The 14,891-nt window shown below is 62.2% G+C and carries 16 protein-coding genes and 1 CRISPR repeat array; of the genes, 13 read left to right on the top strand and 3 right to left on the bottom strand.

The window, feature by feature from the left end; all coding sequences use genetic code 11:
- Positions 1-279: 279 nt before the first annotated feature.
- Positions 280-1,002 (top strand): TetR/AcrR family transcriptional regulator, encoded by a 723-nt coding sequence (locus AC6H1L_RS01635; RefSeq protein WP_497599817.1) that lies wholly within the window; start codon positions 280-282, stop codon positions 1,000-1,002.
- 113 nt (positions 1,003-1,115) lie between these two features.
- Here the strand turns inward: AC6H1L_RS01635 and AC6H1L_RS01630 are convergent, their stop codons facing one another.
- The gene (locus tag AC6H1L_RS01630; RefSeq protein WP_497599816.1) at positions 1,116-2,351 is read right to left on the bottom strand and encodes an acyl-CoA dehydrogenase family protein; all 1,236 of its coding nucleotides are present in this window, start codon (positions 2,349-2,351) and stop codon (positions 1,116-1,118) included.
- A gap of 227 nt (positions 2,352-2,578) precedes the next feature.
- On the opposite strand from AC6H1L_RS01630, the gene AC6H1L_RS01625 reads away from it, so the two are divergent.
- The 11 genes from AC6H1L_RS01625 to AC6H1L_RS01575 all read left to right on the top strand — a co-directional run bounded on the left by AC6H1L_RS01625 (position 2,579) and on the right by AC6H1L_RS01575 (position 11,121).
- Positions 2,579-3,523, top strand: a complete 945-nt coding sequence (locus AC6H1L_RS01625) for a Phenylacetic acid catabolic protein (protein ID WP_497599815.1) — start codon at positions 2,579-2,581, stop codon at positions 3,521-3,523.
- Positions 3,520-3,840 (top strand): metal-sulfur cluster assembly factor, encoded by a 321-nt coding sequence (locus tag AC6H1L_RS01620; RefSeq protein WP_497599814.1) that lies wholly within the window; start codon positions 3,520-3,522, stop codon positions 3,838-3,840. Before AC6H1L_RS01625 ends, AC6H1L_RS01620 begins: the two co-directional genes overlap by 4 nt.
- A gap of 73 nt (positions 3,841-3,913) precedes the next feature.
- Positions 3,914-4,153 carry a hypothetical protein gene (locus tag AC6H1L_RS01615; protein WP_497599813.1) on the top strand — a complete coding sequence of 80 codons (240 nt, stop codon included), beginning with the start codon at positions 3,914-3,916 and terminating at the stop codon, positions 4,151-4,153.
- Entirely contained in the window at positions 4,150-4,803 is a 654-nt protein-coding gene (locus AC6H1L_RS01610; RefSeq protein WP_497599812.1) for a Phenylacetic acid catabolic protein, read from the top strand. The genes AC6H1L_RS01615 and AC6H1L_RS01610 overlap by 4 nt, the downstream gene beginning before the upstream one ends.
- A gap of 29 nt (positions 4,804-4,832) precedes the next feature.
- The gene (locus AC6H1L_RS01605; protein WP_497599811.1) at positions 4,833-5,084 is read left to right on the top strand and encodes a PaaD-like zinc ribbon domain-containing protein; all 252 of its coding nucleotides are present in this window, start codon (positions 4,833-4,835) and stop codon (positions 5,082-5,084) included.
- Positions 5,085-5,157: 73 nt separating this feature from the next.
- Positions 5,158-5,967 (top strand): enoyl-CoA hydratase/isomerase family protein, encoded by an 810-nt coding sequence (locus tag AC6H1L_RS01600; RefSeq protein ID WP_497599810.1) that lies wholly within the window; start codon positions 5,158-5,160, stop codon positions 5,965-5,967.
- 152 nt (positions 5,968-6,119) lie between these two features.
- Complete coding sequence (locus AC6H1L_RS01595; protein ID WP_497599809.1) at positions 6,120-7,484, top strand: phenylacetate--CoA ligase family protein; 1,365 nt, start codon at positions 6,120-6,122, stop codon at positions 7,482-7,484.
- Positions 7,485-7,488: 4 nt separating this feature from the next.
- On the top strand, positions 7,489-7,821 hold the full coding sequence (locus AC6H1L_RS01590; RefSeq protein WP_497599808.1) for a hypothetical protein: 333 nt from the start codon (positions 7,489-7,491) through the stop codon (positions 7,819-7,821).
- 86 nt (positions 7,822-7,907) lie between these two features.
- Positions 7,908-8,735, top strand: a complete 828-nt coding sequence (locus AC6H1L_RS01585) for a creatininase family protein (protein WP_497599807.1) — start codon at positions 7,908-7,910, stop codon at positions 8,733-8,735.
- Between the two features lie 33 nt (positions 8,736-8,768).
- Complete coding sequence (locus AC6H1L_RS01580) at positions 8,769-9,428, top strand: TetR/AcrR family transcriptional regulator (RefSeq protein WP_497599806.1); 660 nt, start codon at positions 8,769-8,771, stop codon at positions 9,426-9,428.
- A gap of 85 nt (positions 9,429-9,513) precedes the next feature.
- Positions 9,514-11,121 (top strand): AMP-binding protein, encoded by a 1,608-nt coding sequence (locus AC6H1L_RS01575; protein ID WP_497599805.1) that lies wholly within the window; start codon positions 9,514-9,516, stop codon positions 11,119-11,121.
- A 64-nt stretch (positions 11,122-11,185) separates the two neighbouring features.
- On the opposite strand, the gene AC6H1L_RS01570 is transcribed toward AC6H1L_RS01575, so the two are convergent.
- Both AC6H1L_RS01570 and AC6H1L_RS01565 read right to left on the bottom strand, forming a co-directional pair.
- Positions 11,186-12,016: a methyltransferase domain-containing protein gene (locus tag AC6H1L_RS01570; protein WP_497599804.1), complete on the bottom strand. Its 831-nt coding sequence runs from the start codon at positions 12,014-12,016 to the stop codon at positions 11,186-11,188.
- An 89-nt stretch (positions 12,017-12,105) separates the two neighbouring features.
- Entirely contained in the window at positions 12,106-12,735 is a 630-nt protein-coding gene (locus AC6H1L_RS01565; protein WP_497599803.1) for a hypothetical protein, read from the bottom strand.
- Between the two features lie 771 nt (positions 12,736-13,506).
- On the opposite strand from AC6H1L_RS01565, the gene AC6H1L_RS01560 reads away from it, so the two are divergent.
- Positions 13,507-13,851: a hypothetical protein gene (locus AC6H1L_RS01560; protein ID WP_497599802.1), complete on the top strand. Its 345-nt coding sequence runs from the start codon at positions 13,507-13,509 to the stop codon at positions 13,849-13,851.
- Positions 13,852-14,019: 168 nt separating this feature from the next.
- A CRISPR array of direct repeats spans positions 14,020-14,798; the repeat unit is 37 nt; unit sequence GTTTCAATCCCAGACGGGCTACTTCGCGTCTTCCGAC.
- Between the last annotated feature and the right edge of the window lie 93 nt (positions 14,799-14,891).

The following is a 14,891-nucleotide window of genomic DNA, read 5'->3' as shown; positions in this document are numbered from 1 at the left end:
AGAGGCAGGCGTCTCCTGGCGGGCGGCGGCACTTTTTTCCCTTGTCAGATTGGGGGAGAAGAAGGATAATAAATACTGCCAGGAGCGAGCACACAGGCGGCTCAGCAAGAGACAGGAGCGTCAACTTTGGTGGTGCTCTGCTGTCCAGCAGCCGTGCTGCGGGGAATTGCACTGTGCGCTCGGATGGATCGCGCGCGCAGTGCGAGAGCGAGACAGGCCCCGTCTAAACTCCTCTGTACCCAACTATACCTGGACTGATAGGAGAGTGCGTGACCTTCAATGACACAGATACAGCGCCGACCGGATTCTGTCCGTAGCCAGCAGACGGCTAGAGAACATGTCATCAGCCTGGCTGAGCGACTGCTCCACCCCCAGAGTTCCCACGAACAACGTTTGCTGGAGATTGTCAAAACTGCGGCAGCGGTCTTTCGTGAGCGCGGCTACGAAGCCGGTACCCTGGAAGATATCTCGCAACAACTGGGCATGACCCGCCCGGCTCTCTACCATTACGTACGCAGCAAGCAAGATATCCTCTTCCTGACTATCAATTATCTGCTGGATATCGCCCTCGCCGAGCTGAATGAATTAGAGCGCCAGCAGGACACACGGGAGCGCCTGCGCTCGCTGATCATCCATTTGATCACGCTGATTGGACGGGAGCGTAGCTTCTTCACGGTTTTCTTCCGAGACAAGGCGGGCCTGGAAGAGCCATATCTCTCACTGATTCGCGAGAAAGAGCGGGCCTACGTGGCAGCTTTTCGCCGCGCCGTTCGCGAGGCAATGACGGCAGGCATGCTGCCCACTATCCCCGAAGGGATAGCCACCCAGGCCATTCTCGGCTGCTGCAACTGGACCTATCAGTGGCTTGACCCGGCTGGACCCGTGCCGTTGGAGCAAGCGGCGGAACTGATTGCCTCCTTCCTTGTCGATCCCCACCCTATGCACCTCTCTGGAAAAGAAGACGCCTCAGCGGCAGCGCCCTCAGACGGCCAGGGACAATGAGCCGGTGGCAGAGGAGCACCGGGGGGGAACGCTGCGCGCCGCTGCCACCAGCACTGTGCCATGAATTCTGAGCAGGGCTGAGGCCCCTGCCTGCTTCACCACTCTATCCAGGCTCACTCGGCCTGTAGGGCATGGCCGGAGGACTGTTCGTAGTGCCTGAGGACCTGCTTGGCCAGCGATTCGAGGAGCATTTCGCTGGTACCGCCGGCAATGGTCCAGCCACGGATTTCACGATAGCGGCGTTCTGCCGCGTAATCTTTGGTGATGCCGCGCCAGCCGAGGACCTGAATGGCCTCATCTGCTGCCTGGAGCGCCACCTCTGTAGCCGCCAGCTTGGCCAGGGCAGTCTCATAGGCTGGAGGGAACCCGTAGTCGTCTGAGAGAAGGGCGGCGCGATACGTCAGCAGACGGGCCTGCTCCAGAGCCAGGGCCAGGCGCGCCACCCGCCAGCGCAACCCTTGAGCGGCGGCCAGCGGCGCCCCGAACTGCCGACGCTGCAGTAAATAGGGCACCAGTTGATCGAGCGCCGCCTGAGCAACCCCCAGCGAGTTGGCGGCGATCCCCAGGCGCAGCGCATTGTAGGCGCGCATCACCAGCTTAAAGCCGTTGCTTGTGGCGGGATCGCCCTCGATCAGCACCTGCTCGCGCGGCACCTCGCAATGTTCAAAACGGAGCGCTGCCTCGTGGATGCCGTTGCCCCCGATCTTCTCATAGACTCGCTCGACGGCAAAACCCGGCGTGTCGGCATCCACAAGCACAGCCCCCAGACCACGCGTGCCCTCGCCACCAAAGCGCACCACAACCTCAAAGGTGCCGCCGACGTCCCCGATGGTAGTGAAGCACTTGCGCCCATCGATCACCACCGACGTCGCCCGGACGTGTGCCCGCGTGCTTATCTCGCCCAGCGACGAGCCAGCCTCGTCCTCGGTGATCGCAATGCCAATGAGGCGTTTCCCCGCGACGACCTCCGGCAGGTACCTGGCCTGCAGAGCCTGGCTGCCTAAACGACTGATAGCATAGGATGGGCCATTCATGCAAATATGGGCGATTTCCGCTGTAGTCAGACAAACGCGCGCCAGTTGCTCAAGGACCAGCACGGCTTCCAGGCGTGAGCGCTCCAGGCCCCCGAAGGCTCGTGGCAGGGTAAAGCCAAGGAGTCCCTGCTCCGCCAGCGTCGCCACATGCTCCCAAGGAAAGATGCCCTCACGTTCCCAGCGCTCGGCGCTGGCCTGAAACTCAGCTTGCGCCAGCTCGTAGGCCCAGCGCTGCAGCTTCTGCTGCTCCTCTGTGAGCAGATACGTATTGTGCATGACTACCTCCAACTGCTGTGCTGCCTCGTCGGCAGCCAAGCCGACGAGAGGCCTGACCGATCCTCTATGCTCCTTGCCGTGCCGTTGTCTATCCGACCCGGCGACCGGCTATCGCTGAAGTCACAGAGGATGCCCCTGGCTGCAGGGTTGACAAACCCTGCAGCCCGTGGTTTAATTATACCATAGGTTGCGAACGAATGATCGTTCGCAAACACAGCAAAAGAGTCCGCCATAGGCTGCCGCAGAGGCAAAGAGGAGCGAGTGACATGACAGAGAATGCGGTACTGCTTGCGCGAGTGCAGGCGGGGCAGCTGATCGAAGCCGACGAAGTCTCCGAAGAATATCGGCAGCTTCTGATTGAGACCCTGACCATCACAGCCGACACCGAGCTGTTAGGGGCCCTGATGCATTACGACAACCTCTATCACGAGCGTGTTCCCGAGCCGTTTGTTGGCACCCTCCTGGCGATCACGCAGGACGAATTTGGGCATGCCCACATTGCCTATCGTCTGCTGGAAGACCTTGGGGTAGATATCGACTATCTCCTCTGGGAGCGGCCAGCGCAGCGTTTCAAGCATCCGTATGCGATGGACATGCTCTATACCACCTTTGCCGAATCGGCGCTGATTGGCTTCCTGCAGGATCGGGCCGGCTTCCACCTGCTCGGCGATGTCTACCGCACGACAAGCTACGCTCCCTGGAAGCGCGCCCTGGCCAAGGTTGACCGCGAGGAGGTCTTTCACATGCGTTTCGGCGAGCGGGCGGTAACGATGCTGGCGCGCAGCCCGGAGGGTCGGCAGCAGCTCCAGCAGGCTCTCGACTGGATGTTCCCCATTACGGTCGAGTGGTTTGGTCAGCCGGATCATCTGAAGCGGCGCGATCGCCAGCTAGAGTTTCGCCTCAAGAGCAAGACCAACGACCAGCTCCGGCAGGACTGGTTGGCGGAAGTAGTTCCTTTCCTGACCAGACTGGGGTTGCGCGTACCTGCCCATTACGACGAATCCCAAGGCGCCTATGTCCTTGATTATCCCTTCCCCTGCCGCTTCCTCCCGGAAGAAAAACGCTGGGATTTCTCCGCTCCCGTCTCCTGGGAGGAGGTGCGCGCTCGCTGGCGCCAGCGCGGTCCCTATAACGAGTACCTGGTCCAGACGCTGCGGACGGGTCGGACGCTGCTCACCGCCCTTCAGGCAGCAGGTGAGGTGAGCCAATGATGACCAGCACCGAACGTTTGATGCAGGCGCTGGCTGAGGTCCAGGACCCGGAGCTCTCTATCAGCATTGTCGACATGGGCCTTGTCCAACGTCTCCAGGAGCAGGAGGGGCAGGTGACTGTTGAACTGACGCTAACCTCTACGGGCTGCCCCTGCGCCGACTGGATTCGCGAGGATATCGAACAGCGTCTTCTGGCCGAGCCGGGCGTACGCGAAGTCAAGGTCGTTTTCTCCTGGGAACGGCCCTGGACGCCCCAGCGCTTGACGCTGCGCGGACGCCACGCCCTGCGTCAGCTTGGTTACGCGCTCGAGAGTTAACGTTAACCAGAGGCAGGGCGTGCCAGTGCCATGATGTCATCTCGACCGGAATACATGACGAGAGGAGAAACCGATGAGTAGTCTTGCTCATAGCGAGATCTACCAGGTACTGGCCCGGCGTAAGCCTGACGATGAGCTGCAAGTGATTGGATCTGTGCATGCGCCCACCCGTGAGCTGGCCATGCTCTACGCGGCCTGGACCTATGACGAAGAGACCTGGGCGGAGCTGCAGGTGGTGCGCCGGGGGAGCTTACGCCCAGTGGCGTTCGCGGTCGGCTCTCAAGCGGCGGTGGAAAAGGGAGCAGCCTCATGAGCGCTGTCAGTGACGAGGAGCTGAACCCTGCCATTGTCAAGCTGGTTGCCACACTGGTGGCGGCCAAACGGCGGCTGGCGCGTCACTATCTCGAATGGTGTGTGCGTGGCCCGGTCCTGGAAGCCTCGACCGCAGTCTCTGCAATGGCCCAAGAAGAGTATGGACAGGCGAGGGTGCTGGCCGGTCTGCTCGACGGGGAAGGACTGCAGACTAGCCTGTCGCTGCCGGCTCTTGTGCTCCAGCCCGCTCCGTGCTGGATCAGCCTGATTTGCCTGGCCGCGCTCTTTGATACGGCGGTGACAGAGGCCCTGGCTGTCACTGCCCGCTACTCACCCTCGCTGGCGCGGCGTGTGGCGAAGATCCTACAGGAGGAGAGCTTTCATCAGCTGTTTGCTCAGCAGTGGTTGCAGCTGCTGGGCCAGGAGGCAGCCTTGCGTCCGCGCCTCTTGCAGCAGGTGGAGCAGCTGCGGGCGCAGCTGTTGCCCTGGTTAGAGCAGCTTGATCAGCTGCTCAGCGAGGCTGTTCCGGCTCGCGAACAGTCAGCGCAAGCTGCGGTGGCCTGGCAGCAGCGCATGGCCGACTGGCTTCGCCAGCTTGCACCGCGCGGTGATGCTCCCGGGCCTCATATTCTGCCGGAGGGTGGCTCTTGAGCGTGCCCTCCACCCTCGATGGAGGCTACATGGATAGAATGAGTTCGGTGGGCGGGCTGCACCGTGATCCCGACTGTCCCTGGTGTGGCTCGCAGCGCGTACGTTGTCTGGCTATCTTTGGTCAGAGCCTCTTGAGTTCTACCTGGTATTGCGCTGATTGTCGCTCAACTTTCGAGCGGGTGCGCTGGGGCAGCGATCCTGGCGTCCTCAGCGGGGCCGGGCCAGGTCCAGGCTGGCCGCCTCATCCAGAAGAGCAGGCGTCGCCCGCCGATGAGCCATGACCTTGACCTGGTATTAGCCCTCTTCTACTTGTGTATATCCTTGGTCGACCTGGATCTGTAAGGAGAGAACTGTATGGCAACGCCCCTGACTTTTCGAGATCTCCAACTGGAATTTATCGCCACCGAGCAGCAAGGGCCGATCGCCTACATCAAGCTCAATCGCCCCCCGGTCAACGCCCATCATATGCCTATGCTGCTTGATCTGGAGCGTGCTATTCTGGCGGTGCGCTTCGATCCTTCTGTCAAAGTGGCCATCGTTACGAGCCAGCTCCCGCGCTACTTCTCAGCCGGCGCTGACATCCGCGTGATTCGCGATGAGGACCCTGAGCAGGTGGGGCTGCTCAGCCAGACGAGCAAAGAGATTCTGCAACGCATGCGCACCACAGCCAAGATTTTCATCGCCGGCATTGACGGGCACTGCATGGGCGGCGGCCTGGAAATCGCCCTGGCCTGCGACTACCGCATTGCCAGCAACGGCCCCTGGCAGTTTGGTTTACCGGAGGTTCAGCTTGGAGTATTGCCGGGCGAGGGAGGGACGCAGCTCCTGGGACGCCTGATTGGGCCTCATCTGACGCTGCGACTGAGCGTTTCCGGCGAGTCTTTCGGTGTCCAGAAGGCTCATGAGCTAGGCATCGTTGATGAGGTCTATGAGCCGGAGGCCTATGCGTCCAGTCTGCAAGCCTTTGCCGAGCGCATCGCTCAGGGGCCGACCAGAGCGATCGGCTTCATTAAGATGGTCATCAACGAGGGGCTTGATCTTCCCCTCCAGGGCGGTTTTGCTCTGGAGCGCGAGCTTCAGAATCAGCTGTTGCGTACTGAGGATGTGCGCGAGGGCGTGACCGCCTTCCTGGAGCGACGCCCGCCGCGCTTTCGTGGTAGGTAGCCCAGGCGGGTTCTTCCTTCATCTGCTTTCCTGAGAGAGCTGACCTCCACCAGCAGGCTGCGCTGAGGCCCCTGCCTGGTGTACCCTTGAGCGGACGGACAGTGACGTCTGCTGGCAGCGTTGCTGCGAGCATGGAAGGAGCGATAGATGCCATGCTGTCATCACACAACCGGCAGAGCCGCTACTGGGATGCCTACTGGCAACAGATGCCGCGGGCGGAACTAGATGCCTTCCATTTTCGCCGCCTGCAGCGTCTGATCGCCTTTGCCTATGAGCGTGTTCCTTACTACCGGCGGCTCTACCAGGAGGCGGGATTTCGCCCCGAGCATATCAAGACCTGGGACGACTTCTATCGGCTTGTTCCGGTGACCGATAAGCCGATGATCACTGAGGATCAGTACGGGCAGGGCTCCCTCTTCGGCTTCCAGGCTCTCCCTGCCGAGTATCATCGCTGGTTCCACCGCACATCGGGAACAACCGGCCAGCCATTGAACGAAGCCTTCAGCGGCTACGACCGGCTCATCGCCGCCTACGATAGCTGGTGTTGGGGGTGGTGGGACGTCGGCCTGCGCCCGGGTGACAGTATCTATTTCGCCTTTGGCTACGGGACCTTCATCGGCTTTTGGACGGCGACATTTTCCGCTGAGCGCATGGGTCTCACCATTATCCCAGGCGGCGGCCTCTCCACTGAGCAGCGTCTGCTGCAGATCCTTGAGCTGCATCCGACCTGTGTCTGCGCCACGCCCACCTATCTGCTCCATATGAGCCGGGTCGCGCGCGAGAAGGGGCTTCCGCTGCATGAGGCGGGGGTGCGCGTGCTGACGATGGCCGGAGAGAGCGGGGGCAATGTCCCCTCGATGCGAGCAGCGCTGCGCGCCGGCTGGGGCGATGTGCGCATCTGCGATATCTATGGCATCAGCGAATTGATTTTCCTGGCCACTGAATGTCGCGAGGCCAGCGAAGGCAAGGCTCTGGGGGTGCACGTGGCTGAACGCCACTGCCATTCGTTCGTCGCTGATCCGGCGACCTTCAAGCCTCTCTTTGAGGATGGGGCCGTTGGTGAGCACATCGTCACGACCTTCCGCCCAACACAGCCGCTCATTAAGTATCGCACCCATGATCTGGTGAGGCTGTGGCGCGCGCATGATCATGGCTGCGGCTGGACCTGGACCTTTCTGGAGGGCGGAGTGCTGGGGCGAACGGACTTTATGGTAACGATCAGGGGCACCAATGTCTACCCGACGGCTGTCGAAAACCTGCTCGGTCAGGTGGATGGTCTGACCCCCTATTACGAGATCCATATTGAGCGCCGTCAGGATCAGGATTGCATGTCTGTGGTGGTGGAGGCCGAGCCTGCGCTTGCCCGCGAGGTCTATCCTGCGCTGCAAGAACGGGCTATGCAATTGCTGCACCATGCGATTGGCGTTCGCATCGAGGTACAGGTGGTTGAGCCGCAGAGCCTGCCTCGCTATGAGCTGAAGTCGCGTAAGGTCATTGATCATCGGAGAAAGGGTTGATACTATGTTGTCCGACCCGGCTGCATCTGAGATGTCGCTTGATCCCATCAGTGCCGCCGAGAGCGAGCAGCTTTTGCGCGCCCGGAGACAGGAGGTTGCGCGTCGTTTGCAGGCGATTCGCAACGAGATCGCCGGGCTGATCGCTGAGGCTCCAAGTCCCGCCCTGGAAATGCTGCTCTGGCATGTGCTGGAGCATGTCTTTGTCGCGCAGGAGTACGCCGACCCGGAGACGGTGACAGAGCTGACGCCCTATGATCACCGGCTGGCCCTCGATCCCGCTGACGTGCCAGGCGAGGGACAAGGCAGGCCCTTCAGGACGCCTGCACCTCTTTCTTGAAAGACTGGGCGCTGGTCGGGACCAGCAGGCAGCAGGCCCTCGTGTAGATGAGGTTTCAAACAGCGAGTGACAAGAAAGGAAACGCTGTGCAAGCAACACGCTGGCGTTATCTGGCCGAGATGAGCTGGACCGAGCTGGATCGCCTCGATCGCGAGCGCACCGTGATCCTGATGAGCGCCGGGCCGTTGGAGCAGCACGGCCCTCATCTGCCGGTCGGCACGGATGTCTTTGCCGCCGAGGAGGTGACGCGCCGGCTCCTGGAGTATTTACGTGAGGCCACCGATTGGACATTGCTGCTGGCCCCGACTGTCCTGTATGGCTCGGCAGTGCTCAGTCGCCCCTACCCGGGGACAGTCTCAGTGCGGCGCCGTGTCCAGACCGATTATTGCACCGACATTCTGGCCTCCTTCGTGGAGAACGGTTTCCGCTGGATCATTGTGACTTCACAACACATGGACCCGCCTTATATTCTGGCATGGGAAGAGGCGTGCCAGCGGGTCAATGCGCGTGGCGGTCGCGCGCTGCATGGCTATGAACGCCTGGTCTTTGACGACCTCTTTGAGAGCGGCTCGTTATCCGCGGTCTTGGGCTGCGATGCCGAGGGTGAGAGCCATGCTGGCGTTTTCGAGACTTCACAGTTGCTGGCGACCCGTCCGGAGCTGGTACATCAGGAGGAGCTTGCGGCGCTGCCCCGGGTGCGTCTGGATTTCCTGGGCGAGCTGCGGCGGGCGCGCTCCTGGAGGGAGCTGGCCAACGGCCTGGGCTACACGGGCTATCCGGCCGAGGCCACGGCGGAGCGCGGCGAGTCCATCTATCGTCGTTACGTTGCGCGCTATGCGGCCCTGGTCGAGCAGCATCTTGCTGGGGCCGATGTCTGGTCGGCGCTCACGCTCACCCGCTGGTTCCCGTCTTGACCCAGCTTACTCTCATGCTGGAGAAAGGTCGGTATGTCAGCGGAAACACCACGAACTAAGAGCAATTGGCTACAGCAGGTGCGCGAACTGATCGCGGTCAAGGTCGGTGACGATGCTTTAGTCGAGCAGCGCTATCACGAGCTGATTGAGACGGCGACGTCGCTCTTTCTGGAGCGCGGTTTTCACGGCACCTCGGTGCCAGAGATTGCCAGGGCGATGGGGATGAGCGTGGGAGGTCTCTATCGCTACATCGCTCAGAAGGAGGACATCTTGCTGCTGATCCTGGCCAGTATTCTCTGGCAGTTTCATCAGGAAATCGAGCCAAAGCTGCAGCAGAATAGTGATCCTGCCGAGAAGTTACGTCACTCGATTGCAGCTTATTATCACAATATTGCCCGCAATACGGGCGGAGCCTTGCTAGCTTACCGCGAGAGCTATGTTCTCCAGGGCAAGGCACGCGACTTGCTCAAGCAGCTGGAGCTCCGCACCAATAGCATCTTCGAGGAGATTGTGCGCGAAGGAATCGCCCGCGGGGTATTTAAACCATACCCTCCTGACCTGGTAGCCTACAACATCATTATGCTGGCCCATGCCTGGGCGCTAAAGCGCTGGTACTGGTCTGGACGCGAGACGATCGAGCAGTACATCGAGATGCAAACCGAGTTTATCCTCTCGGCTTTGCAGCAGAGGTAAGCAGTCACGCTGCCGGCGGAGTCGTGCCAGGACGAGGAGAGAGGTGGCGCCCAGGCCAGCAGACGAGCAGAGGAGGAGCACGGCCATGAGCGATATTCCGCTGCCTCTCAGTGGTACTCCAATGACGCTGCCGACGCTTGTCGAGCTAGCTGTAAGCCGGACGCCCGATCAGCTTGCACTGGTAGAGCAGGAGCAGCACTATACCTATGCCCAGCTTTATAGCCAGGTCTGTGCCCAAGGCAACGCTCTGAGTGAGGCGGGAGTTGCTCCGGGGGAGCGAGTTATCACGGTGCTGCCAACGAGCGCGTCCCATGCGCTGCTCTTGCTGGCCATCTTTCAGATCGGCGCGGTAGCGGTACCGATCAATCCCCGTCTCAAGCCCGATGAGGTCGCTTACTGTATCGAGCATGCTCAGGCCAGGGCCGTCTGTTTTGAGAGCCGGACAGCTCCTGTGGTATTAGAGGCGGTTCGCAAGCTAGCGGCCTCCTGGCGGCCCCGGTTGCTGGCCGTCGGTGGCGAGATCTCCGCTCCGGAAGTGACGCCGTTGGACGTGCTCGCTCGTCAGGCAAGACGGGAGCGGCCCGCGGTCACTATTGACCCGACGGACCTCAGCCTGATTCTGTACACCTCTGGGACAACGGGTCGCCCGAAAGGGGTGACCATCACGCATGCCGCCTCGGTGGCGCGCGTGATGGGCCTGGCGCTCAACCACGGCCTCACGGCTCTGGCCGGCCTGCGGGTCTTGGGGCTGATGCCGCTCTTCCACACGGTTGGGCTGCACGGGGTCTTCCTGACGGCCCTGGCGCTGAACGGAACGTACTACCCGCTGGCCGAGTTTCAGCCAGCGCGGGCGCTGCAGTTGATCCAGGATGCCCAGATTGACTATCTCTTTGGCTCACCGACGCATTTTCATGCCCTGCTGTCTCACCCGGCCAGCCAGGAGGTGGATCTGAGCAGCCTCAAGCACTTGCTCTACGCTGGGGCCCCGATGCCAACGCCGTTGCTGCTTCAGTGCTCGCAGCGGCTCTGCTCCAACCTGACGCATATTTATGGCAATACGGAGACCTACAATAGCCTGTTCTATCGCCATGCGGCTGAGGCGCCGCAGGCGCTGGTGCCCGGTGTCTATCACCGCGTGCGCGTCGTCAGCATTGGTGGGGCGCCCGAGGATGAAGTGCCCGCTGAGGTGGAAGGTGAGCTGATTGTGGATACGCACTCGCCTGAGTCGTTTAGTGGCTACTGGCGCAATCCAGAGGCGACGGCGCGCTGTGTGCGCGATGGCTGGTACTATACTGGCGATGTCTGCCTGCGCGATCGGGCCGGTCGCTTCTTCATTGTGGGGCGCGTTGATGACATGATTATCAGCGGCGCCGAGAACATTCACCCGGCGGAGGTTGAGGAGGCGTTGCTTAGCCATCCTGGTGTGGGAGATGCTGGAGTAGTCGGGGTACCTGATCCACACTGGGGGCAGCGGGTAGTGGCCTTCATTGAGCGCCGTGATCCAGCGCTCACTGCTGAGGAGTTAGACCAGCATTGCCGGCAGCATCCGACGTTGGCCACCTTCAAACGCCCACGCCAATACGTGTTTGTCGAGAAGCTGCCGCGCAATCCCAGCGGCAAGCTGCTGCGTTTTCTTCTACGCGAGCAGGCCGCTCAGTCGGGCGCTGTCAGCGAACGTGAGCTGCTACCATAGCGGGCGATGAGCTCACCGGGCGTGGTCGAGGGCGGCTGGCCCAGCGCTTCATGCCAGAGAAGGCCTATGTGGCCCAGGACTGCCTCGGTCTCCATCTGCATACCACCTCTGGAGTGACGGACGCTGGTCGGCCACCACTCTCCTGGAACGCATGCGCTCCCAGGGCTTCGCTCTGATCGCCGTGACCGATCACGATCGCGTGGAGACACCCTGTCCCTGCTCCAGCAGTTGGGCAGCAGTGCTGCCTGCCGTCGAGAGCCGTGTCGTCTGGCAAGGGGAGAAGGAGGCTCCTGCACGAGGGTCTCGAAGACCGCGGGCGCGGTCTGGGTTCGTGCACACACAGCTTCTTTGAGTCAAAGGCATGCCAGAGATCCGTGCGCAGTAACTGCCCCGTGGTGCCGGCCCAGCGGCCCAGGGGGACGGGGATGTCCTGGCTGGTGACGTCCACGCAGCCGGCCTGCTGGAGCAGCGCTCCCAGGCGGCGCAGGACCACCATCTCAAAGCCGAGCTGGCGGCTGATGCCGACGAACCAGTCCAGCAGGCGCCGGGTGGCTGGCCCGGCGGGCTGGATGACATCGCTGGCCTTCACGAGTTCGATCCAGCCGCCAGGCCGCGTCACGCGCACCAGTTCCTGGACAACGCCGGGCCAGGCGTGAGCGGGAATGGCGGCCACCAGCAAGCGCTGATGGGTGGAGGTGAACTGGCCATCAGGGAAGGGCAGCCCTTCCAACACGTTAGCGCGCACGAAGACGCAGGTGGGCGGCACCGGCTGCGGCAGAGACGCGAGGGAGACGTCGCCCCCCACCACGAGGGCGTGGGGAAAGAGCGCGTGCATCTCGACGGCCCCGATGCCGCTGCCCACCCCCAGGAGAGGGCATGGAGGCGCTGACGCCAACGCGGCTCGCTGCGATCCCTCTGGGACCAGGCACCCGCATGGCGGGAGCAGGAGCTCCCTCACGCGTCCCCGGCAGCGCTCTCCCAGGCTCAGGAGCAGTCTCGCCCTTCTTGCGCGGCCCGTTGCCTCTCCCAGCACTGGCGCAGAGCGCGTGTCCAGGCGCGCATCTCTTCTTGCCCTCGTTCCAGATAGCTGGCACGCAGCGCCTCCGGTGGCGGATCGACTGCATAGACCGGCCTGATCCGGTACAGTCCCGGATGATGCCGCTGCACCAGCAGCCGCGTAGCGGGACAGCGGCAGGGCTGCTGGTCATAGAACGCGTCCAGCAGCTCCATCAGCCGCGCGCGCAGCGTTTCCTCCTGGTTCCACTGCGCCTGGGCCAGCTGCAGCTCGGCCAGCGCACGGTAGTAGCCATCGAGCGCGGCAGGGTCGCCGCTCTGGTGTGCCTGCTCCTGGAGCTGGCAGACCTGCTGCCACTGCTGCAGGTAGCGCCGGTGCAGCGCGCGATCGACCACCGTGACCCAGGGAGAGGGGGTGCCGTGGTCGAGGTGTCCTTCGCACGACTGCACAGTGGGAAAGCCGAGGAGGTTGAGCAGCACGACCGTCTCAAAGATGCCGGGGTCGATGGGCGTTCCGAGGGCATCCGTCAGCTGAGCCAGCGCGTCACAGGCTTCCTGCCAACTCGCACCGGTCCAGTCCAGCATGAGAGCAGTGAGCATCTCAGACCTCCACCTCGCCAGAGCCGCCACCTATCTGGCAGGTGTCGCCTTCCTTCACCAAACCGGTGCCCAGGCACCGGAAACACGTGACGGTACGGCGTTACCCCCAGTCATCGATGAGCTCGACGTGGCCCGTCCCCTGGCACCGGGGACACATGCCATCCGCAGTGAAGCCGGTCCCCTGGCAGTTGGGGCAGCTGATGCGCTTTCCCATACCGTCTCCTTTCAGGGGAGCAGGGGAGCAGGGCTACGCGTGTGCTGCGATTGCCCATCCTCCCTTCACATCCCAGCGTGCAAGACGCTTCTCGTGAAGCAGTATCCTCCAGATTCGACAGCGGGTGCAAACTGGAGAGGGGAGACCTGCCTGGTGACTGGGGAGCCAGTCGGTTCCCGACGGCTCTGTGTGTCCAGACGAGGGGGTTCCTCTTGATCGTGAGGGAGCACAGAGGGCAGGTCGGCCAGGCGGCGCCGGCCTGCGGCATCGCGCTGGGCGTGGGCCGGTGGCTCTGCGCCGGGCACTTGCTCCCCCTCTCCAGGCAAGAAGCCGGTGAGGGCTAGTTTCGGACATCGGGGGCATCTCCACCAGGGCATCGTGGTGCGCTGCTGGCTCTTCTGCGGCCCTGTGGCCTCTCGTTGAGCACGAGGCGCGCAGCTGATCCGCTCGTGTCAGGGGGGACCGTTGGGGCCTCGTCGGACAGACCCGGCTCGCTGGGGTCGTGCTCGTCTGAGACGAGGAAGCGAGCAAGCTCGTCATCCCGGGGAGGACAGACCATGATGACAGCCCCTAGACAGCTCGGGTGCTCTCGCCTCATCCGGCTCCTCGGCGAGGGCGGCTTCTCCAGCCTCTCCCTGGGTGAGCACGTGATCCTGGGCCCGCAGGCAGCGGTGAAACGGCCCAAGCGCCGTCTGAACCCCGATGATCTGGCGGCCTTCCGGCGTGAGGCTCAGCTGCTGGCACGCCTGTCATCACCCTATCTGCATATCCTGCACGCCCTGGATGACGACGAGGCGGGACAGCCGTTGCTGGGAGGGGAGACCTGCGTCCGTAGGGGTCTCCTGTCGCTGCCAGGCGCATTCTCGGTGAGCAGAGCGCGTTCCCCCTGGCCCTGCTGCTGACACCCTCAGAAGAGTCTAGAGAGAAGAGGCAGTTTGTGCTCCGGAAGGCAACCAGCCCGGCGGGCTGGAGGGCCAGGGGTCGATGCTGCGTTTCCATCCCCAACAGGCTTCTTCTCTCCTGCTGGCTTTGGTGCGACCGACATCGGTCGGGCTGTTTCTCGTCTTCTGGTTTCCATCCCAGACGGGCTACTTCGCGTCTTCCGACAGAAGCGCTTCGAGCAGGCGCTCACGCTCTTGGAGGTTTCCATCCCAGACGGGCTACTTCGCGTCTTCCGACAAGAGAGCGGAGTACGGTTGATTCATCTGCCGCGGATAAGTTTCAATCCCAGACGGGCTACTTCGCGTCTTCCGACTTCACGGCCTGCGCGACTGGATTATTCCATCTGCCAGTTTCAATCCCAGACGGGCTACTTCGCGTCTTCCGACTCAGGGTCAAGCCGCTTGAGCGCTTTTTGGCAGTCCTGTTTCAATCCCAGACGGGCTACTTCGCGTCTTCCGACGCGCGGGGTGACTGTGGAGCAATTGGTGGCATCATGAGTTTCAATCCCAGACGGGCTACTTCGCGTCTTCCGACCTTTTGGCTCGCAATCGTCTGGTTACTCATTAGTCGCGCTGTTTCAATCCCAGACGGGCTACTTCGCGTCTTCCGACTCAAAGGCTCTCTCGGAGGAGGAGTGGGGTCTTCTCCTGTTTCAATCCCAGACGGGCTACTTCGCGTCTTCCGACCTTTCTCTGCTAGAGCGCTATCCTCGTATTGCGCAGTGTTTCAATCCCAGACGGGCTACTTCGCGTCTTCCGACACGAGGCTGAGGCTCCTCTTAGCCTGGACGCTCTGGAGTTTCAATCCCAGACGGGCTACTTCGCGTCTTCCGACCCAAGTCCACCGGGTCGCTGACCTGGAATGCAGCGAGTTTCAATCCCAGACGGGCTACTTCGCGTCTTCCGACGGTACCCCTTGTACGATAGCATCTGGAGCCGCGTCAGTCAAGCTGTTTCGATGATCCCAAAAAAGCGGTCAGCAGTGACCGCTCTCATGCGGC

Source organism: Thermogemmatispora argillosa (assembly GCF_059696725.1).
The sequence above is the reverse complement of the archived record's forward strand: the minus strand, read 5'-3'. Positions and strand labels throughout refer to the sequence as shown.

Excerpts from the sequence above, each read along its gene's own strand:
- AC6H1L_RS01565 (WP_497599803.1), bottom strand. The coding sequence starts at position 12,735 with ATGCTCACTGCTCTCATGCTGGACTGGACCGGTGCGAGTTGGCAGGAA.
- AC6H1L_RS01615 (WP_497599813.1), top strand. The coding sequence starts at position 3,914 with ATGAGTAGTCTTGCTCATAGCGAGATCTACCAGGTACTGGCCCGGCGT.
- AC6H1L_RS01560 (WP_497599802.1), top strand. The coding sequence starts at position 13,507 with ATGATGACAGCCCCTAGACAGCTCGGGTGCTCTCGCCTCATCCGGCTC.
- AC6H1L_RS01600 (WP_497599810.1), top strand. The coding sequence starts at position 5,158 with ATGGCAACGCCCCTGACTTTTCGAGATCTCCAACTGGAATTTATCGCC.
- AC6H1L_RS01595 (WP_497599809.1), top strand. The coding sequence starts at position 6,120 with ATGCTGTCATCACACAACCGGCAGAGCCGCTACTGGGATGCCTACTGG.
- AC6H1L_RS01625 (WP_497599815.1), top strand. The coding sequence starts at position 2,579 with ATGACAGAGAATGCGGTACTGCTTGCGCGAGTGCAGGCGGGGCAGCTG.
- AC6H1L_RS01620 (WP_497599814.1), top strand. The coding sequence starts at position 3,520 with ATGATGACCAGCACCGAACGTTTGATGCAGGCGCTGGCTGAGGTCCAG.
- AC6H1L_RS01590 (WP_497599808.1), top strand. The coding sequence starts at position 7,489 with ATGTTGTCCGACCCGGCTGCATCTGAGATGTCGCTTGATCCCATCAGT.
- AC6H1L_RS01580 (WP_497599806.1), top strand. The coding sequence starts at position 8,769 with ATGTCAGCGGAAACACCACGAACTAAGAGCAATTGGCTACAGCAGGTG.
- AC6H1L_RS01605 (WP_497599811.1), top strand. The coding sequence starts at position 4,833 with ATGGATAGAATGAGTTCGGTGGGCGGGCTGCACCGTGATCCCGACTGT.
- AC6H1L_RS01575 (WP_497599805.1), top strand. The coding sequence starts at position 9,514 with ATGAGCGATATTCCGCTGCCTCTCAGTGGTACTCCAATGACGCTGCCG.
- AC6H1L_RS01635 (WP_497599817.1), top strand. The coding sequence starts at position 280 with ATGACACAGATACAGCGCCGACCGGATTCTGTCCGTAGCCAGCAGACG.
- AC6H1L_RS01610 (WP_497599812.1), top strand. The coding sequence starts at position 4,150 with ATGAGCGCTGTCAGTGACGAGGAGCTGAACCCTGCCATTGTCAAGCTG.